Origin of the sequence: Mycobacterium intermedium (genome assembly GCF_002086275.1) — a bacterium.
Classification (GTDB): domain Bacteria; phylum Actinomycetota; class Actinomycetes; order Mycobacteriales; family Mycobacteriaceae; genus Mycobacterium; species Mycobacterium intermedium.
Genome location: NZ_MVHT01000064.1, coordinates 20285 through 39332, shown reverse-complemented (window position 1 = coordinate 39332; position 19048 = coordinate 20285). Strand labels below are relative to the sequence as shown.

The window sequence follows — 19048 nt, the reverse complement described above, 5'->3', positions numbered from 1 at the left end:
CCATCGAGTCCGACTCGCTGCGCGAGTTGGAGGGCAAGATGTTCTCGTGCTTCGCCCCCGGCACCTCCTCGAGATACCAGGAAAAGTCCTCGCCGCCGCCGGATTGTCGGGTGTCGGCCAGCACATCGGGCCCAATCGCCTCGATGGCATGGGTGAGCATGCGCGTCGAGACGTCCTCGTTGACCACGGGCGGCACCCCACGCCGATATTGCAGCGTGTGCTCGATGGCCAGCGGGGCGAGCAGGCCCGCGACAGACTCGCGGATCAACTCCTCGAGGTCTATCCAGGTGTGACGGCTGGCGGTGCGCACAGTGCCGGAGAGCACACCTGTCTGCGGGATGGCGTTCGGAGCCACGCCCGCGTTGACCGCACCCCACACCAAGACGGTGCTGTTGCGCGGGTCGATGCGCCGCGACAGGACCCCTGGCAGGCCGGTGATCACCGTGCCCAGCCCATAGACCAGGTCGGCGGTCAGGTGCGGGCGCGACGTGTGGCCGCCGGGTGAATACAGCGTGATCTCGATCTGGTCTGCCGCCGAGGTGATGGGCCCCGGCCGCACAGCGACCTTTCCGACCTCCAGCCGCGGATCGCAGTGCAGCGCGAAGATCCGCGACACCCCGGTCAACGCCCCCGCCGCGATCGCGTCGATGGCCCCACCGGGCATCAGCTCCTCGGCCGCCTGAAACACCAGGCGCACGGCGACCGGCAGTTCCGGAACCGAGGCCAGCGCCAACGCCGTCCCGAGCAGGATCGCGGTGTGCGCGTCATGCCCACAGGCGTGCGCGACATTCGGCATGGTGGAGGCGTACGGCGCCCCGGTGCGCTCGGCCATGGGCAGCGCATCCATGTCGGCGCGCAGCGCGATCCTCGGCTTGTGCTCGGGGCCGAAGTCGCACGTCAGCCCGGTCCCGCCGGGGAGCACCTTGGGATTGAGCCCCACGTCCGCCAGCCGCTCGGCGACGAACTGTGTGGTCGCGAATTCCTGACGGCCCAGTTCCGGGTAGCGGTGGATGTGCCGACGCCACGCCACCAGATCGTCGTAGTGCGCGGCCAACCACGATTCGGCGCTGTCGACGAGACTCATGATTGTCCCCCGCCGGCGGCCCCGCTGGCCCGACGCTGCTGGGCGGCGAGCACCCGGTCGCGCTCGTCGGGGTTCTGCGCAAGCTGAACAACGGTGCGCGCCAACATGATCGCGCCATCGACGACCGCGCGGTCCGCGCTGGGTCCGGCGGCCGCGGCCGCGAATGCGCGCTGATGAACCGTGGCGCCTCCGGCGTCGACACCGATCACCGGGTGAATCCCCGGAAGCACGTGGGTCACGTTGCCCATGTCGGTGCTGCCCAACGGCAACACGGCCTCCACATCCGGCGGCACCGGCACGCGCCCGAGACGACGCAACTCCTCCCGGCATACGTCAACCAGCCAGCGGTCGGGTTTGAGCTCGAGATACGCCGGCGCGGAATTGTCGATTTCGTATTCGCACCCAGCCGCCAACGCACCGGCGGCGAAGCACGAGAACATCTTGCCCTCCAACTCGCGCAGCGAGTCGGACTCGATGGCGCGCATCGCGTAGTGCAGGCTCGCACGCCCGGGGATGATGTTGACCGCCTCACCGCCGTGGGTGACGATGCCGTGCGTCATCTGGCCCGGCGCCAGGTGTTGGCGCAGCAGCCCGATCGCCACCTGCGCAACCGTCACCGCGTCGGCGGCATTGAGACCCAGGTGCGGCGCGACGGCGGCATGCGATTCCTTGCCCCGGTAGTCCACCGTCACCTCGGACAACGCCAAAGACCGGGTGCCGGCGATATCTGTCGGGCCGGGGTGCACCATCACCGCGACCGCGACATCGTCAAAGGCGCCCGCCTCCAGCATCAAGGCCTTCCCGCCACCCGACTCCTCGGCGGGAGTGCCCAGCAAGGCCACGGTCAGGCCCAGATCGTCGGCCACCTCTGCCAGCGCCAGCGCGGTCCCGACCGCCGACGCCGCAATGATGTTGTGCCCGCAGGCGTGCCCGATCTCCGGAAGCGCGTCGTACTCGGCGCAGATGCCGACGACCAAAGGCCCGCTACCGTAGTCGGCTCGGAACGCCGTCTCCAATCCACCGGCTGCCCGAGTGATCTCGAATCCCCGCTCGGCGACCAGCGTCTGCGCCTTGGCACAGCTGCGGTGCTCGGCGAAGGCGAGCTCCGGCTCGGCGTGGATGGCGTGGGATAACTCGACCAGCTCGTCGCCGCGGCGGCGCACCAATTCCTCGACGTCATCCAGGGCGGTGGCTGCGGGCATGTTGGCAGTATCCCATCCACCACGCATCACGGCCCAAACTCCGCCAACGGGCGTACCGGCGCTCGCCGTCACCGGGCTAGCCCCAATTGCCCGCCTCCTCACTCGCGCCGTACCGGCGCTCGCCGTCACCGGGCTAGCCCCAATTGCCCGCCTCCTCACTCGCGCCGTACCGGCGCTCGCCGTCACCGGGCTAGCCCCAATTGCCCGCCTCCTCACTCGCGCCGTACCGGCGCTCGCCGTCACCGGGCTAGCCCCAATTGCCCGCCTCCTCACTCGCGCCGTACCGGCGCTCGCCGTCACCGGGCTAGCCCCAATTGCCCGCCTCCTCACTCGCGCCGTACCGGCGCTCGCCGTCACCGGGCTAGGCTCCCCCAGTGTGACCAGCCCGCCGCCAGACCCCGCAGCGCTCGCGCGACAGGCGGCACAGGTCATCGCCGAACGCACCGGAAGCCCCGAGCACGACGTCGCGGTCGTTCTCGGGTCGGGGTGGGCGCCCGCCATCGCGGCCCTCGGCCCTGCCGAGGCCGTGCTGCCACAGGTCGAGGTGCCCGGCTTCGCCCCGCCCCGCGCCGTCGGGCACACCGGCGAACTGCTCTCCATCCGGATAGGCGCGCATCGGGTGCTGGTGCTGGCCGGTCGCATCCATGCCTACGAGGGACACGACCTGCAACATGTCGTGCATCCGGTACGCACGGCGTGCGCCGCGGGGGCGGAGATCATCGTGCTCACCAACGCTGCCGGCGGACTGCGGCCGGACCTGCGGGTCGGCCAGCCGGTGCTGATCAGCGACCACCTGAACCTGACTGCGCGCTCGCCGTTGGTCGGGCCCCACTTCGTCGACCTGACCGACGCCTACTCCCCGCGCCTGCGCGCGCTGGCCCGGCAAGCCGACCCGGCCTTGGCCGAGGGCGTCTACGCCGCGCTGCCCGGTCCGCACTACGAGACGCCCGCCGAGATCCGGATGCTGCAGACGCTGGGCGCCGACCTGGTGGGCATGTCCACCGTCCACGAGACCATCGCCGCGCGTGCCGAGGGCGCCGAGGTGCTGGGGGTTTCCCTGGTGACGAATCTTGCGGCGGGGATCACCGGCCAACCGCTCAGCCACGCCGAGGTGCTGGCCGCCGGAGCCGCTTCGGCGGCGACGATGGGCGCCCTCCTGGCCAACGTCATCGCTCGCATGTGACACACCAGTGAAGCCCGAAGACTGGATCGCGCACGATCCCGACCCGGCGACCGCCGCCGAGTTGGCCGCTTGCGACCCCGACGAACTCGCGGCGAGGTTCGCGCGCCCGCTCAAGTTCGGCACCGCCGGGCTGCGCGGCCCGGTCCGCGGCGGCCCCGACGCGATGAACCTGGCAGTGGTGCTGCGTGCCACCTGGGCGGTGGCCCGGGTGCTCACCCGACGCGGCCTGGCCGGTCAGCAGGTGATCGTGGGCCGAGACGCCCGGCACGGGTCGGCCGAGTTCGGCGCCGCAGCCGCAGAAGTACTTGCCGCCCAGGGGTTTTCGACGCTGCTACTGCCCGGACAGGTGCCCACCCCGGTGGTGGCGTTCGCGGTGCGCGCCACCGGCTCGGCCGCCGGCATACAGATCACCGCCTCACACAACCCGCCCTCCGACAACGGCTACAAGGTGTACTTCGACGGCGGGCTGCAGATCATCTCCCCCACCGACCGGGACATCGAGGAGGCGATGGCCGCGGCGCCGCCGGCCGACCAAATACCCCGCACACCTGTTTCACCCGCCGACACCGACCTCGTCGAGCGCTACATCGAGCGCGCGGCCGGCGTGCGACGCGGAGGCGGATCGGTCCGGGTCGCCCTGACGGCGCTGCATGGCGTGGGCGGCGCGGTGGCCGTCGAAACGCTGCGGCGCGCCGGTTTCGACGACGTGCACACCGTCGCAACACAATTCGCTCCCGACCCGGACTTCCCCACGGTGGCGTTTCCCAATCCCGAGGAGCCGGGCGCCGCCGACGCACTGCTCACCCTGGCTGCCGACGTCTCCGCCGACGTCGCGATCGCGCTGGATCCCGACGCCGACCGCTGCGCAGTCGGAATCCCCGTGGGGAAGGTAGGGGAAGCGGGCTGGCGAATGCTGTCCGGCGACGAAACCGGTTGGCTACTAGGCGATTACATCCTGTCCGGCCAGCAAGGCGGGCAACCCGGAATCCGGGTGGTCGCCAGTACCGTGGTGTCGTCGCGCATGCTGTCGGCCATCGCGGCCGATCATGGCGCCGTCCACGTGGAGACCCTCACCGGATTCAAGTGGCTGGCGCGCGCCGATGCGGACGTCCCCGGCGGCACCCTGGTCTACGCCTACGAGGAAGCGATCGGACACTGCGTCGACCCCGCCGCCGTGCGCGACAAGGACGGCATCAGCGCGGCGGTGTTGGTGTGTGACCTGGTGGCCAGCCTGAAGGCCAAGGGCCACAACGTTTCCGACGTCCTCGACCGGCTCGCCCGGCGGTACGGGGTGCACCAGGTTGCCGCGGTGCCGCATCGCCTCGCCGACGTCGACGAGGCCGCGGACATCATGCGCCGACTCCGCGCGGATCCGCCGCGTCGACTGGCCGACCTCGACGCGGCCGTCACCGACATCACCGATGCGCTGATCTTCACCGGCGGTGACGCGGACGCCTCGGTCCGGGTGGTGGTCCGCCCGTCGGGCACCGAGCCAAAGCTCAAGTGCTACACGGAGGTTCGCTGCGCGGTGTCCGGAGAATTGGCAGCAGCCCGACAGCGGGCGGAGGCCCTGAGCCGGCAACTCGTCGCAGAGATACAGCGCTGGTGACCTACCGGGGGCCGAACTGGCGGTCCCCGGCATCACCCAAACCGGGCACGATATAGGCGATCTCGTTGAGCCCTTCGTCGATGGCCGCGGTGAACAACCGCAGGTTCGGGGCCACCTTCTCCAGCGCGGCGATGCCTTCCGGCGCGGCCACCACACAGAGCACGGTGATGTCGACGGCGCCGCGGCGCTGCAGCAGGCCGACGGTGTGCGTCATGGAACCCCCGGTGGCCAGCATCGGGTCGAGCACCATCACCGGCACGTCGGAAAGGTCGTCGGGCAGCGACTCCATATACGGCACGGGTTCATGCGTTTCCTCGTTGCGGGCGACGCCGATGAACCCGACATGCGCCTCCGGCAGCGCCGCGTGCGCTTCATCGACCATGCCCAACCCCGCCCGCAGCACCGTTACCAGCAGTGGCGGCCTGGCCAGCCGCGACCCGACCGTCTCGGCGAGCGGCGTGCAGATCGGGACCGGTTCGCTGGGCAAATTGCGCGTGGCCTCGTAGACGAGCATCAGGGTCAGCTCACGCAACGCTGCCCGGAAGGCGGCGTTGCCGGTGCGCTTGTCGCGCAGCGCGGTCAGTCGCGCCGCGGCCAGCGGATGGTCAATGACGTGCACGTCCACGGGGTGTGACCTTATATAACGATCGGGTGCAGGGGGCCTGACACGCGAACTTCCATCCCCAGCGCGCCACGGATCCGCCCATATACTCCCGGCATGTGGCGGTTGCGGGGGCCTCTGACCAGGGCATATCGGGCGTTGGTGGTAGTCGGCGCGGTGGCGTTGGCGCTGCCCGCAGGCGGGCTCGACACCGCGCCCGCCGCGCCCGCGCCGCCGTTGACTCTGAGCGCGGCCCCGCTGCCGACCTACTCGCACGTGGTGATCGTCGTCGAGGAAAACCGGTCGCAGTCCAACATCATCGGCAACCCGTCGGCGCCGTTCATCAATGCGCTGGCCGCCGGTGGCGCCATGATGGCGCAGTCGTTCGCCGAAACCCATCCGAGCGAGCCGAACTACCTGGCGCTGTTCGCGGGCGACACCTTCGGGCTGAAGGAGAACTCTTGCCCGGTGAACGCCGGCGCGGCGCCCAACCTGGCCTCCGAACTGCTCGCCGCCGGCCGCACCTTCGTGGGCTACGCCGAGGACTTACCCGCGGTCGGCTCGACGGTGTGCGCCGCGGGCAAGTACGGACGCAAGCACGTGCCGTGGGTCAACTTCACCAATGTGCCGCCGACGCTCTCGGTGCCGTTTACCGCGTTTCCGACTCCGGCCAACTACGCCAGCCTGCCGACGGTGGCGTTCGTCATTCCCAACGGCGACAACGACATGCACGACGGCTCGATCGCTCAGGGCGATGCCTGGCTCAACCGCAACTTTTCCGCCTACGCCAACTGGGCCCGAGCCAACAACAGCCTGCTCATCGTGACCTGGGACGAGGACGACGGCCATAGCCGCAATCAGATCCCGACCGTGTTCTACGGCGCCCACATCCAGCCGGGCACCTACAACGAGACGATCAGCCACTACAACGTGCTGTCCACGCTGGAGCAGATGTACGGCTTGCCCAAGACGGGCTACGCGGCGACCGCCCCGCCCATCGCCAGCATTTGGGCCGCGTAACCCCACCGGGGACGGGCCCGCGGACGGGTCGTCGCTATCCTTTGCCGCATGGCTGCTGACCTCGTGCCCATCCGCCTGAGCCTGTCCGAGGGTGACCGCTACACCGTGTGGGCACCCCGCTGGCGCGACGCTGGAGACGAGTGGGAGGCGTTCCTGGGCAAGGACGAAGACCTGTACGTCTTCGAGAGTGTCGCGGACCTGGTCGCCTTCGTGCGCAGTGACACCGACAACGACCTGGTGGACCACCCGGGGTGGCAGCGGCTGACCGAGGCGCACGCGCACAAGTTCGAGCCGGCCGCCGACAAGGAGTTCGATCTCGTCGTCGTCGAGGAGTTGCTGGCCGAAAAGCCGACCGAGGAGTCGGTGGCCGCGCTGGCCGGGGCCCTGGCGATCGTGTCGTCCATCGGTTCGGTGTGCGAGCTGCCCGCGGTGTCGAAATTCTTCAACGGCAACCCGATCCTGGGCACGGTGTCCGGCGGAATCGAGAACTTCACGGGCAAGGCGGGCCAGAAGCGCTGGGACGCGATCGCCGACGTGATCGCTCGCAGCTGGGACGACGTGCTCAACGCCATCGATGAGATCGCGACCATCCCGGAGGTCGACGAGAAGCTTTCGGAGAAGGCCGCCGAGGAGCTTGAAGAGGAAATCGAAGAAGAGGAAGAGGAGTCCGAGGGCGGCGAAACCGACGAGGCGGCCGACGAAGCCGAGGCGGAGGACGCGGACGAGGACACCGACGAGGAAGACGAAGAGGAAGAGCGCGCCGCCGGCGACACGGTGATCCTGGGCAGCGACGAGGACTTCTGGGCGCAGGTGGGCATCGACCCGATCCAGATCATGACCGGTGCCGGTACCTTCTACACGCTGCGCTGCTACCTGGACGACCAGCCGATCTTCCTGGGCCGCAACGGCCGGATCAGCGTCTTCACCTCGGAGCGTGCTTTGGCTCGCTACCTTGCCGACGAGCACGACCACGACTTGTCGGACCTGGCCACCTATGACGACATCCGCACCGCCGCGACCGACGGCTCGCTGCAGGTCGACGTCACCGACGACAACGTCTACGTGTTGAGCGGCCTCGCCGACGACTTCGCCGACGGCCCCGACGCGGTCGACCGTGAGCAGCTCGATTTGGCCGTCGAGTTGCTGCGCGACATCGGCGACTACTCGGAGGAGAGCACGGTCGACAAGGCGCTGGAGACGAACAAGGCGTTGGGCAAGCTCGTCGCCTACGTGTTGGACCCCGACTCTGCACCCGAGCCCAAGCCGCCGTATGCCGCAGCCGTGCGCGAGTGGGAACGGCTGGAGGCCTTTGTGGAAGGCCGGCTGCGGCGCGAATAGCGGCTTGGGCGTGTCGCGTCATACCGTTCATACCGCTGGATCTGCGGCGACCCGGCGCTAAAGGCACCATCTGAAGGCACCAAAGGTATAGCCAGCAAAGCGCCGCGTCGGACAAAATAATCCTCTACGCCGGACCCGGGGCCGGTCATTGGGGAGGATGAACTATGTCGTACGTGATCGCGGTGCCGCAGTTTGTGCAGGCGGCGACGACGGATTTGGCAGCAATCGGTTCGGCCGTTGACGCGGCACGCCTGAAGGCGGCTACTCACACCGGGGCCCTGCTCCCCGCGGCTGCCGACGAAGTTTCGGCGGGCATCGCGCAGCTGTTTGCCCAACACGCGGCCGAATACCAGCAAGCGGCGGGACACGCAGCGGCCTTCCACGAGAAGTTCGTGCAGCAGTTAACGGCGACCGCCAACGCCTACGCCAGCGCCGAAGCCGCCAATGCATCCCTGCTAGCGCCGAAGATCCCCGAGGCGGCGCCGGCCGCCGGTACCGGAATTCCCTGGTACGACGCGTTGAACATGGCCATCAACAACTTCATCGATACCGTGGTCAACCAGATCTTCCTGTTCCTGTTCTGGCCGTTTTGGATCCCGATCGCTCTGTCGTATCTGCCGTTCTACATAGTGCTGTCCGCGTTTTTCCCGAACGCATTCCCGCTAGGGGATTTCTGGAAGATCTTGTTCCTGCCTTTCCTCGAAGGTTGGACCTTCACCGTCACATAGCATCAGCCGTGTGCTGCTCAACCGCGCCACCGCCGAGGGCATCGCGAACGGCAGCATCAGCCTGGTATTGCGGCGCTGGGACGCTCCGCGAGCCAAACCCGGTGGCACGCAGCGGACGATGGCCGGCACCATCCGCATCGACGAGGTCGTCGAGCACCCACCCGACTATCAGGTGACCGGACATGAAGCGCGGGCCGCGGGCTATTCCGATGCGGCGACCGCCCAGGCCGAGTTGAACCGAAGGCCGGCCAAGCACACCTACCTCATCTCGGTCTCATTCGTGGGCGCCGACGAGCGTCCCGCGCTGGCCGCGGACGACGCCTTGACGGCCGCCGACATTGCCGCGATTGCCGCCCGCCTCGACCGGCTCGACGCCGCCAGTGACTCCGGTCCGTGGACGCGGCACTACCTGCGACTCATCTCGGACAACGAGGCCGTGCGGGCGCCGAACCTGGCGGCCGGCGAGGGACTGGACGTGCCGCGGTTCAAGCGGCGGGTGCGTCGACTCAAGGAGCTCGGCCTGACGATCAGCCTCGATGTCGGCTACCGCTTGTCGCCGCGTGGGCGCGCGTTCCTGGAAGCCACTTGCTGATGCTGCCCGAACGCACCCGCAGCGACGAGGCCGAGCTCTGCACGCTGCCCGACGGGCGCGTTCTCGCCTACCTCGAGTGGGGCGACCCCGCCGGCTATCCCGCGTTTTACTTTCACGGCACACCAAGTTCGCGTCTGGAGGCGGCATTCGCCGACGGCGCCGCGCGGCGCAACGGCTTCAGGCTGATTTCCGTCGATCGCCCCGGGTTTGGTCGCTCCACCTTCCAGGAGGGACGCACGTTCCGCGATTGGCCGACGGATGTGTGCGCGTTGGCCGACGCGCTGGGGCTGGACGAGTTCGGTGCCGTCGGGCACTCGGGAGCGGGGCCGCACCTGTTCGCCTGCGGCGTCTTCATCCCGCCGGCGCGACTGACGTTCATCGGCGCGCTCGGACCGTGGGGACCGCTCGCGACGCCGGAGATCATGGACAGTCTCAACACCGCGGACCGTTTCTATGCGCGCGCGGCACAGCACGGGCCGGGTCCGTTCAATGCCTTATTTGCGCCACTCGGCTGGTGCGCCAAACATGCGCCGGGGCTGTTTTGCCGAATTGTGGCGGCTACGGTCCCCGCCGTCGACCAGCGTCACCTGCGCGACGAAAGTTTTTCGCGTCATTTCCGCGCCATGCAGTTGGAGGCGTTCCGGCAGGGCAGTCGCGGCGGAGCTTACGAGTCATTTCTCGAGTACCGACCGTGGGAGTTCGAGGTCTCCGAGGTGGCGGTGCCGACTCATATCTGGCTAGGTGACTGCGACTCATTTGTGCCGCGCGCGATGGGTGAGTACTACGAGCGCACGATTCCGGACGTCGACTTCCACTGGGCCCGCGGCAAGGGGCATTTCGCCATCGAAGACTGGGACGCGATCTTTGCCGCCTGCGCCCGCGACGCCGGTCTGCCTCGCTAGTAGCCCTACTAGGCGGACCAGGGACCGGCGCGACGCATGTCAGCGGAAAAAGATGCGCTGGGACCTCGTCGGGAAAAAGGTTGGCGATACTCGCAGAGACCTCATCGGCGGCGGGGGGCAGCATCGCGAGCGTCGGACCCGCCGCTTCCAAGTGCGCCGCCTTCAGCGTGTCACCAATGTTCGCCAGATCCGTTGCCGTTGCCTCCATCGACTCCGGCACCACCATCACGTGTGACATGTAGCCCTCCTACCGAGTACCGATTACGCCGGCATGAGGCTCGCGTCTCTGTCGAAGACCTTCTGCGCCGATATCGAGCTGCCATTACACGGCTATGGCACCTTAGTTCCATTGATGCAACATCCTCTTGAATCATTCTCTGAGGGCCTTATGCCGGAATAATATTCAGAGCAGTGCAACTGGTTCATCAAAGCCGGTTCATCGCACGCGCCATGCAGGAGTCGTCAAGGAACGAGTAGCGCTTGGGGGCTTGTTGGCGCGGCTGGTGGCGACTGCGGCGCTCGGTCGAGCCGGTTTCTGAGCCGGAGACGGTACGGGTGCGAAACTTCATGGTCGGATCCCTTCAGGAAGTGCTTCAAGATTTGGACACTTCGAATGTCCCAACTTCCGCCGCGCCCTCCATCGGTTGGAACGCGTAAATCCGCCAGACCCGAGTCGTACGCATCCGGTAGGGACACGACTTCTCCCTAGGTAATTTCGCTGACTCGGCGGCGCTGACCTGCCGCTACCCGATCAGCACCGCGTACCGCGGCTTGATTACCTCGTCGATGATCGCCAGCCGCTCATCAAAGGGAATGAACGCCGACTTCATCGCATTGATGGTGAACCGCTGCAGATCGGCCCAGCCGTAACCAAAGGCCTCCACCAGACGATGCATCTCCTGGCTCATCGTCGTATCGCTCATCAACCGGTTGTCGGTGTTGACCGTCACCCGGAAGCGCGTGCGGGCCAGCAGATCGAAGGGGTGCTCGGCGATGCTTTTGACCGCGCCGGTCTGCACATTGGAGCTCGGACACATCTCCAGCGGAATTCGCTTGTCCCGCAGGATTGATGCAAGCCTGCCCAGCTTGACGCTACCGTCGGGGGCCACGGTGATGTCGTCGGTGATTCGCACGCCGTGCCCCAGCCGATCGGCTCCACAGAATGCGATCGCCTCGTGAATGGAGGGCAGACCGAACGCTTCGCCAGCGTGAATTGTGAAGCGCGCGTTGTTATCCCGCATGTATTCGAACGCGTCCAGGTGCCGGGTCGGCGGGTGCCCGGCTTCGGCGCCGGCGATGTCGAAGCCGACGACGCCCTTGTCGCGGAACCGGATCGCCAATTCGGCGATCTCCCGGGACAGTGCGGCGTGCCGCATCGCGGTGACCAGACACCGCACGACGATGGGATGACCGTCTGCGGCACAAGCCTTTTCGCCGGCGGCAAAGCCGGCCAACACCGCGTCGACAACCTCGTCGAACGACAGCCCGCGTTCGATGTGCAACTCGGGCGCGAACCGAACCTCGGCGTACACCACCGCGTCGGCGGCCAGGTCCTCCACGCATTCGTAGGCGACCCGATACAGCGCGTCGGGGGTCTGCATCACCGCGACGGTGTGGGAGAACGGTTCCAGATAGCGCTCCAACGAGCCGCTGTGCGACTGGGTGCGAAACCAGTTCGCCAACGCGTCGGCCTCGGTGGCCGGCAACTCGTCGTAACCGATCTGGCCGGCTATGTCCAGGACGGTCTCCGGGCGCAACCCGCCGTCGAGGTGGTCGTGTAGCAGGGCCTTGGGCGCTTGTTTGATGGTTTCGAAGTTCAGCGGGGTGGTCATGGGGTGATCCGATCGATGATCAGCGGCCGCGGCTCCGATGGGTCGCCCACGGTCCAGGCGCCGTCCAGCTCGCCAATCGCGGCGCCGAGACGTTCCGGGGTGTCGGTGTACAGCGTGAACAACACTTCACCGGCCACCACAGGATCGCCCGGGTGGCGGTGGATCCGGACCCCGGCCCCGTGCTGCACCCGCGCACCCGGCGCAGATCTGCCTGCGCCGAGCCGCCATGCCGCCAGCCCTACTTGCAACGCGTCTATGTTGCCCATTGTGCCGCTTCGGCCGGCGACCACGGTGTCCGAATACCGACCAATAGGCAACGGTTGCGACAAATCCCCACCCTGTGCGGCCACCAGCCGGCGAAAGCGGTCCATCGCCGTGCCGTCGCGCAGCGTCTGCGCCGGATCGCGGTCGTCGATGCCGGCGAGCTCGAGCATCTCGGCCGCCAGCCGCAGCGTGAGCTCCACGACGTCCGGCGGACCGCCGCCGGCCAGCACGTCCAGCGACTCCTGCACCTCGAGCGCGTTGCCGACGGTCGCGCCCAGCGGGCAACTCATATCCGTCAGCAGCGCGCGGGTCGGCACCCCATGCGCGACGCCCACTTCAACCATGGTCTGGGCCAGCTCGCGACTCTCCGCCTCGGTCTTCACCAAAGCCCCCGACCCGACCTTCACGTCGAGCACCAGCGCGCCGGCCCCTTCGGCGAGCTTCTTGCTCATCACCGAACTGGCGACCAACGGCAGCGACTCGGTGGTGCCGGTGATGTCACGCAACGCATACAACTTCTTGTCGGCCGGCGCCAGGCGGCCGGCGGCAAAGATCGCCGCACCGATGTCGCACAGCTGTTCACGCACCCGCTGATCGGACAGCTCCGCGGTGAAGCCCGCGATCGATTCGAGCTTGTCCAGGGTGCCGCCGGTATGACCGAGCCCGCGGCCCGACGACTTCGGTACCGCGGCGCCACAGGCGGCGATGACGGGCACCAATACCAGCGTGGTCTTGTCCCCCACCCCGCCGGTGGAGTGCTTGCCCACCGTCGGCAGCGGCTTTCCAGGCTCGCCGCTGGACCTCAGATCGCGGAAGTCGAGCATCTCGCCCGAGTTCAGCATCGCCTCGGTCCACCGCGCGATCTCGCCACGATCCATGCCGCGCAACACAATCGCCATCAGCAAAGCCGACATCTGTTCGGGAGCGACCCGGCCGTCGGTGTAACCCTGAACGATCCAGTCGATGGCGGCATCGGACAACCGACCGCCGTCCCGCTTGGTCCGGATGATCGTCGGCGCATCGAACTCTAAGTCACTCAACGGAATTCCTGGCGAGATCCTCGGGACCGAAGGCGTCGGGCAGCAGGTCGCCCAACCGGCGCGGCCCAGCCGGATGGTCGATCAACAACTCCGGCCCGCCGTGCTCGAGCAAGACCTGACGACACCGTCCGCACGGCATCAGCGGGTCCCCGGCACCGTCCACACAGGCCAGCGCCACCAGCCGTCCGCCGCCACTGGAATACAGGGCACACACCACCGAACATTCCGCACAGAGACCAAGACCATATGAGACGTTTTCCACATTGCAACCAACGACGACACGCCCGTCGTCAACCAGGGCGGCCGCACCGACAGGGAACCCCGAATACGGCGCGTAGGCGGCGGATGCGACTTGTATCGCTTTGTCGCGCAACACTTTCCAGTCAACATCACTCATTGCACGAACCCCGCCCTCCAATGAGTCGACCCAAGATAGCCCACCCTAACCTGTGCCACGACACACAATCGGAAGGGGATTGTCTGGTACCGCATCAACGTTACAAACGTTAAGCTCGCGTTGCCCGGCCAAAGCGTTTGATGACGGTGTGTATAAGGCGGTAAAGACATGACGGCAACCGCGGATCCGGCCCTCAAAGCGCCGGGATCATCGCGCAAGCGGCGACCACCCCGGACTTTGTATCGGGGAGATCCCGGAATGTGGTCGTGGGTGCTGCATCGCATCAGCGGAGCGACGATTTTCTTTTTCCTGTTCGTCCACGTACTTGACGCCGCGATGCTGCGCGTCAGCCCGCAGATCTACAACGAGGTTCTCGCGACCTACAAAACCCCCGTCGTCGGGCTCATGGAATACGGCCTCGTGGCCGCCGTTCTGTTTCACGGACTGAACGGAATTCGCATCATCCTCATCGACTTCTGGTCGGAGGGACCGCGGTACCAGCGGCTGATGCTATGGATCGTCGCCGTCGTATTCCTGCTGCTGCTGGTCATGGCCGGGGTCGTGCAGGGCATCCACATGTGGGAGCACTTCCGATGAGCACAACAGACCAGCTCGGCTCCCGAAACACGCGGAGCCAGATCGCGCCGGTTCGGCAACGCTTCCACGACCGTCCGGCAAGCCTGGACAACCCGCGCTCGCCGCGGCGCCGCGGCGGCATACCCAACTTCGAGAAATTCGCCTGGCTGTTCATGCGGTTTTCCGGCGTCGCGCTGGTGTTCCTTGCGCTGGGGCACTTGTTCGTGATGTTGATGTGGGAAAACGGTGTCTATCGCATTGACTTCAACTACGTCGCGTCGCGCTGGGCGTCGCCGTTCTGGCAATTCTGGGATCTGGCGCTGCTGTGGTTGGCGCAATTCCACGGTGGCAACGGTCTGCGCACCATCATCGACGACTACAGCCGCAAGAACAGCACACGTTTCTGGCTGAACAGCCTGCTGCTGTTGTCGATGGGGTTCACCTTGGTGCTCGGCACCTACGTACTGATGACGTTCAACCCGAACATTTCCTGAAAGGCTGTCATGTTTGCGCCACCTGTTTCTCATCGCAACGCGCATTGTCGGTGGCGGCGGTGATTCAGCAACACCGATACGACGTTGTGATCGTCGGCGCCGGGGGCGCCGGAATGCGTGCCGCCGTGGAGGCGGGCCCGCGTGTTCGCACGGCGGTGCTGACCAAGCTCTATCCCACCCGAAGCCACACCGGGGCCGCGCAAGGCGGCATGTGCGCCGCGCTGGCCAACGTCGAAGACGACAACTGGGAGTGGCACACGTTCGACACCGTCAAGGGTGGCGACTATCTGGCTGACCAGGACGCCGTCGAGATCATGTGCAAGGAAGCCATCGACGCGGTGCTCGACCTGGAAAAGATGGGGATGCCGTTCAACCGCACCCCCGAGGGCCGCATCGACCAGCGCCGGTTCGGCGGGCACACCCGCGAGCACGGCAAGGCCCCGGTGCGCCGCGCCTGCTATGCGGCCGACCGGACCGGCCACATGATCCTGCAGACGCTGTATCAGAACTGCGTCAAACACGATGTGCAGTTCTTCAACGAGTTCTACGCGCTCGACCTGGTACTCACCCAGACCCCGACCGGCCCGGTGGCCACCGGGGTGGTCGCTTACGAACTGGCCACCGGGGATATCCATGTGTTCCATGCCAAGGCCGTGGTGTTGGCGACGGGCGGCTCGGGGCGGATGTACAAGACCACGTCCAACGCGCACACGCTCACCGGCGACGGCATCGGCATCGTGTTCCGCAAGGGACTTCCCTTGGAGGACATGGAGTTTCACCAGTTCCATCCGACCGGTCTGGCCGGCCTGGGCATCTTGATCTCCGAGGCGGTCCGCGGCGAGGGCGGCCGGCTGCTCAATGCCGACGGCGAGCGGTTCATGGAACGCTACGCCCCGACGATCGTCGACCTGGCACCCCGCGACATCGTCGCCCGCTCAATGGTGTTGGAGGTCCTGGAGGGACGCGGTTGCGGTCCGCACAAGGATTACGTCCACATCGACGTCCGGCACCTCGGCGAGGACGTGCTGGAGTCCAAGCTGCCCGACATCACCGAATTCGCCCGCACCTACCTCGGGGTGGACCCGGTCACCGAGTTGGTCCCGGTGTACCCGACGTGCCACTACTTGATGGGCGGCATCCCCACCACCGTCGGCGGTCAGGTGCTGCGCGACAACACCAACACCGTCCCCGGCCTGTACGCGGCCGGTGAATGTGCCTGCGTGTCCGTGCACGGCGCGAACCGACTGGGCACCAACTCGCTGCTCGACATCAATGTGTTCGGCCGGCGGGCCGGCCTCGCGGCGTCCGCTTACGCCCAGAACAACGACTTCACCGACATGCCTCCGAATCCGGAGAAAATGGTGGTCGGCTGGGTCGGCGACATCTTGTCCGAGCACGGCAACGAGCGCGTGGCCGATATCCGGAGCGCGCTGCAGCAGTCGATGGACAACAACGCCGCCGTGTTCCGCACCGAGGAGACCTTGAAGCAGGCGCTCAACGACATTCACGCGTTGAAAGAGCGTTATTCGCGAATCACAGTGCAAGACAAGGGAAAACGCTTCAACAGCGACCTGCTGGAGGCCATCGAGCTGGGCTTCCTGCTGGAGCTGGCCGAGGTCACGGTGGTCGGCGCCTTGAACCGCAAGGAATCCCGCGGCGGGCATGCCCGCGAGGACTATCCCAACCGCGACGACGTCAACTACATGCGGCACACCATGGCGTACAAGGAGGGCACCGACCTGCTCAGCGACATCAGGCTGGACTTCAAACCCGTCGTGCAGACCCGCTACGAGCCGAAGGAACGGAAGTACTGATGAGCGCTGAGTCCGCTGGCGACACTGTCGAGGTCCAGACACTGCAGCCGCCGCTGCCTCCGGTTCCGGACGGCGCGGTGATGGTGACGCTCAAGATCGCCCGGTACAACCCCGACGACCCCGAGCGGTTCGCCGCCACCGGCGGCTGGCAGAGCTTCCGGGTGCCGTGCCTGCCCACCGACCGGCTACTCAACCTGCTGCTCTACATCAAGGGTTACCTGGACGGGACGTTGACCTTCCGCCGCTCCTGCGCACACGGCGTGTGCGGCTCGGACGCCATGCGCATCAACGGCGTCAACCGACTGGCCTGCAAGGTGCTGATGCGGGACCTGCTGCCCAAGAAGCCCGGCAAGCAGTTGACCGTCACGGTCGAGCCGATTCGCGGGCTGCCGGTCGAGAAGGACCTGGTGGTCGACATGGAGCCGTTCTTCGACGCCTACCGCGCCATCAAGCCGTATCTAATTACCAGCGGCAACCCGCCCACCCGGGAACGGATCCAGAGTCCTACCGACCGCGCCCGCTACGACGACACCACGAAGTGCATCCTGTGCGCATGCTGCACCACCAGCTGCCCGGTGTTCTGGAACGAGGGCAGCTACTTCGGCCCGGCGGCGATCGTCAACGCGCACCGGTTCATCTTCGACAGCCGCGACGAGGCTGCCGGCGAGCGGCTCGACATCCTCAACGAAGTCGACGGCGTGTGGCGCTGCCGGACCACGTTCAACTGCACCGAGGCCTGCCCGCGCGGCATCGAGGTCACCAAGGCGATCCAAGAGGTCAAGCGCGCCCTGATGTTCTCCCGTTAGTCGGCAGCGCGGCTCAATCCCGCCGGCAGCCGCAAAATCCGCTGTTCCCTGCAAGGAAATGGGGATTTTGCGTCCGCCTGCCACAGCTGGGCCGGCCGCAGCACCACCCGCCAGCGGGAACACCCCCGCCTCGGTGTCCCCCGCCGGGCAGCAGACCGTGTCCACCCCCACCATCAGGGCGATGAGTGAAAAGTGCTTAGCTGCAGAAGTGCAACGGACACCTGAACTGGCTCGGCAGTTCTATGACCGCTTCGAGCCCATCCATGCCGTCACGTACTTTGCGCCCGAAGCGCGTGAGGCTTTCGACGACCTCGGCTATCGCGGCTTCTTCATGGGCTACTTCGCAGCACGGTCCGCACCCTTGGGCCAGGTCCCGCCCGAGGTCGTGACGGCCGTCTTCTACAACTTCGCCCCGGCGCGGGTGGCCAAGGCGATTCCGGCGGCGTGGGAGATCGCCGGCCCACAGCAAGCCTTGCGGGCCCGCGAACATTCTGCGGTCGCGGCACTGCGGCGCTTGGGTGTCACTGATGACGAAAACGTCCGCACCGCAGCACAATTGGCCGCCCGTGCGGTAGAGGGTGCGGCGGTCGACGGTCGGGCGCTGTTCGCGGCGAACCGCGCCCTGCCGTGGCCGGACGACCCGGTGGCAGCGCTGTGGCACGCGACCACGCTGCTGCGCGAGCACCGCGGTGACGGCCACGTGGCGGTGCTGACCGCCGCGGGCGTCTCCGGGCGGGAATCCAACGTGCTGCACAGCGCAGCCGCGGGGGTGCCGAAGGAATACTTGATGCGGTCCCGTCACTACGACGACGCCGAATGGAGTGCGTGCGAGCAGAGCCTGGCCGCGCGTGGCCTCCTGGCTGACGATGGCTCGCTGACGTCGGCGGGACGCCAATTCAAGGACCAGATCGAGACGGTCACCGACACGCTCGCGCTGCATGTGTTCGACGGTCTCGACGACGCCGAACTCGAAACGTTGTTTCAGGCGCTGACGCCGATCGCCCGGCAGGCTGGGGCCGACATACCCGACGTCACACCAATGAGCATTCGGCGCGACTTCTAAGTCCGGTCGGCTTCGGGTTCCAGCTGGCCCGCGTCATAGGCCGTCACGACCTCCTCGACCACGGCCTGCCACGACTCGTCGTCCACGCACAGGTGACTGGCGGTGAGCACCAGCCGGTCGGGAGTTCCGGGCAACAGCGACACCCCGAACAATCTGCCGAGGCGCATGTCGAAGGCTGAGCGCTGACGTGCGATGACCTCGGCGACCGTCGCGCCCGGCGGCTCCACCGCCCAGGCCCACGAACCCCCCGGACGCGCCATCCAGCGGTCACACCACGGTTCGAACACCGACCCCAGGGTGGGGTTGGCTTCGAAAACCTCGTCGACGGCGGCGCGGATCAAGCTCTGGTCCAACCGTGAATCGGCGACCAGCACCTCAGCGTGTGCCAAGTCCTCGATGTCCTGCGGCCGCGGAAGCTCGGTGAAAGTCCAGTAGGAAGACGTTTGGTAGGTCACTCTCAGAGCCTCTGACGTGCTACTTGTCGGATTCTTGATGGATTCTTG

General features: G+C 67.0%; 20 protein-coding genes and 1 pseudogene. 12 read left to right on the top strand and 9 right to left on the bottom strand.

Features of this window, described 5'->3' with window-relative positions:
- Both BST27_RS20650 and BST27_RS20645 read right to left on the bottom strand, forming a co-directional pair.
- On the bottom strand, nt 1-1084 hold a 1084-nt coding region (locus BST27_RS20650; protein WP_083148606.1), incomplete at its 3' end, for an amidohydrolase.
- Complete coding sequence (locus tag BST27_RS20645; RefSeq protein ID WP_069420433.1) at nt 1081-2286, bottom strand: M20 family metallopeptidase; 1206 nt, start codon at nt 2284-2286, stop codon at nt 1081-1083. The genes BST27_RS20645 and BST27_RS20650, both read right to left, overlap by 4 nt.
- Before the next feature lie 376 nt (nt 2287-2662).
- Here BST27_RS20645 and BST27_RS20640 point away from each other — a divergent pair, with 376 nt between their 5' ends.
- Nucleotides 2663-3469: a purine-nucleoside phosphorylase gene (locus BST27_RS20640; RefSeq protein WP_069420432.1), complete on the top strand. Its 807-nt coding sequence runs from the start codon at nt 2663-2665 to the stop codon at nt 3467-3469.
- 7 nt (nt 3470-3476) lie between these two features.
- Nucleotides 3477-5078, top strand: a complete 1602-nt coding sequence (locus BST27_RS20635) for a phospho-sugar mutase (RefSeq protein ID WP_069420431.1) — start codon at nt 3477-3479, stop codon at nt 5076-5078.
- Nucleotide 5079: 1 nt separating this feature from the next.
- Here the strand turns inward: BST27_RS20635 and upp are convergent, their stop codons facing one another.
- Nucleotides 5080-5703: a uracil phosphoribosyltransferase gene (gene upp / locus BST27_RS20630; protein ID WP_069420430.1), complete on the bottom strand. Its 624-nt coding sequence runs from the start codon at nt 5701-5703 to the stop codon at nt 5080-5082.
- A 93-nt stretch (nt 5704-5796) separates the two neighbouring features.
- Here upp and BST27_RS20625 point away from each other — a divergent pair, with 93 nt between their 5' ends.
- The 5 genes from BST27_RS20625 (at nt 5797) to BST27_RS20605 (ending at nt 10259) form a co-directional block, all read left to right on the top strand.
- Nucleotides 5797-6699: an alkaline phosphatase family protein gene (locus BST27_RS20625; RefSeq protein WP_069420429.1), complete on the top strand. Its 903-nt coding sequence runs from the start codon at nt 5797-5799 to the stop codon at nt 6697-6699.
- 48 nt (nt 6700-6747) lie between these two features.
- The gene (satS, locus tag BST27_RS20620; RefSeq protein ID WP_069420428.1) at nt 6748-8037 is read left to right on the top strand and encodes a protein export chaperone SatS; all 1290 of its coding nucleotides are present in this window, start codon (nt 6748-6750) and stop codon (nt 8035-8037) included.
- Nucleotides 8038-8201: 164 nt separating this feature from the next.
- Nucleotides 8202-8765, top strand: a complete 564-nt coding sequence (locus BST27_RS20615; protein ID WP_069420427.1) for a PE family protein — start codon at nt 8202-8204, stop codon at nt 8763-8765.
- A 10-nt stretch (nt 8766-8775) separates the two neighbouring features.
- The gene (locus BST27_RS20610) at nt 8776-9357 is read left to right on the top strand and encodes a hypothetical protein (protein ID WP_069420426.1); all 582 of its coding nucleotides are present in this window, start codon (nt 8776-8778) and stop codon (nt 9355-9357) included.
- The gene (locus BST27_RS20605; RefSeq protein WP_069420425.1) at nt 9357-10259 is read left to right on the top strand and encodes an alpha/beta fold hydrolase; all 903 of its coding nucleotides are present in this window, start codon (nt 9357-9359) and stop codon (nt 10257-10259) included. The genes BST27_RS20610 and BST27_RS20605 overlap by 1 nt, the downstream gene beginning before the upstream one ends.
- Nucleotides 10260-10344: 85 nt before the next feature.
- On the opposite strand, the pseudogene BST27_RS34560 reads toward BST27_RS20605, so the two are convergent.
- The 5 genes and pseudogenes from BST27_RS34560 to BST27_RS20585 all read right to left on the bottom strand — a co-directional run.
- Nucleotides 10345-10485: pseudogene (locus tag BST27_RS34560) on the bottom strand (PE family protein); the annotation flags it as partial.
- Between the two features lie 199 nt (nt 10486-10684).
- Nucleotides 10685-10828, bottom strand: a complete 144-nt coding sequence (locus BST27_RS32505; protein ID WP_156789280.1) for a hypothetical protein — start codon at nt 10826-10828, stop codon at nt 10685-10687.
- 174 nt (nt 10829-11002) lie between these two features.
- A complete protein-coding gene (locus BST27_RS20595) occupies nt 11003-12091 on the bottom strand; it encodes an adenosine deaminase (RefSeq protein ID WP_069420424.1) in 1089 nt (362 codons plus the stop codon).
- On the bottom strand, nt 12088-13395 hold the full coding sequence (locus BST27_RS20590) for a thymidine phosphorylase (RefSeq protein ID WP_069420423.1): 1308 nt from the start codon (nt 13393-13395) through the stop codon (nt 12088-12090). Before BST27_RS20590 ends, BST27_RS20595 begins: the two co-directional genes overlap by 4 nt.
- A complete protein-coding gene (locus tag BST27_RS20585) occupies nt 13388-13792 on the bottom strand; it encodes a cytidine deaminase (protein WP_069420422.1) in 405 nt (134 codons plus the stop codon). Before BST27_RS20585 ends, BST27_RS20590 begins: the two co-directional genes overlap by 8 nt.
- Nucleotides 13793-14050: 258 nt before the next feature.
- Between BST27_RS20585 and sdhC the strand changes: the two genes are divergently transcribed.
- The 5 genes from sdhC (at nt 14051) to BST27_RS20560 (ending at nt 18545) form a co-directional block, all read left to right on the top strand.
- Nucleotides 14051-14389 (top strand): succinate dehydrogenase, cytochrome b556 subunit, encoded by a 339-nt coding sequence (sdhC, locus tag BST27_RS20580; RefSeq protein ID WP_069420421.1) that lies wholly within the window; start codon nt 14051-14053, stop codon nt 14387-14389.
- Complete coding sequence (locus BST27_RS20575) at nt 14386-14862, top strand: succinate dehydrogenase hydrophobic membrane anchor subunit (protein WP_069420420.1); 477 nt, start codon at nt 14386-14388, stop codon at nt 14860-14862. The genes sdhC and BST27_RS20575 overlap by 4 nt, the downstream gene beginning before the upstream one ends.
- Before the next feature lie 59 nt (nt 14863-14921).
- Complete coding sequence (gene sdhA, locus BST27_RS20570; RefSeq protein ID WP_069420467.1) at nt 14922-16676, top strand: succinate dehydrogenase flavoprotein subunit; 1755 nt, start codon at nt 14922-14924, stop codon at nt 16674-16676.
- A complete protein-coding gene (locus tag BST27_RS20565; protein WP_069420419.1) occupies nt 16676-17482 on the top strand; it encodes a succinate dehydrogenase iron-sulfur subunit in 807 nt (268 codons plus the stop codon). Before sdhA ends, BST27_RS20565 begins: the two co-directional genes overlap by 1 nt.
- Before the next feature lie 208 nt (nt 17483-17690).
- A complete protein-coding gene (locus BST27_RS20560) occupies nt 17691-18545 on the top strand; it encodes an SCO6745 family protein (protein WP_069420418.1) in 855 nt (284 codons plus the stop codon).
- On the opposite strand, the gene BST27_RS20555 is transcribed toward BST27_RS20560, so the two are convergent.
- Entirely contained in the window at nt 18542-19000 is a 459-nt protein-coding gene (locus BST27_RS20555; protein ID WP_069420417.1) for a condensation domain-containing protein, read from the bottom strand. The two genes, BST27_RS20560 and BST27_RS20555, sit on opposite strands and share 4 nt — an antisense overlap.
- Nucleotides 19001-19048: the final 48 nt, after the last annotated feature.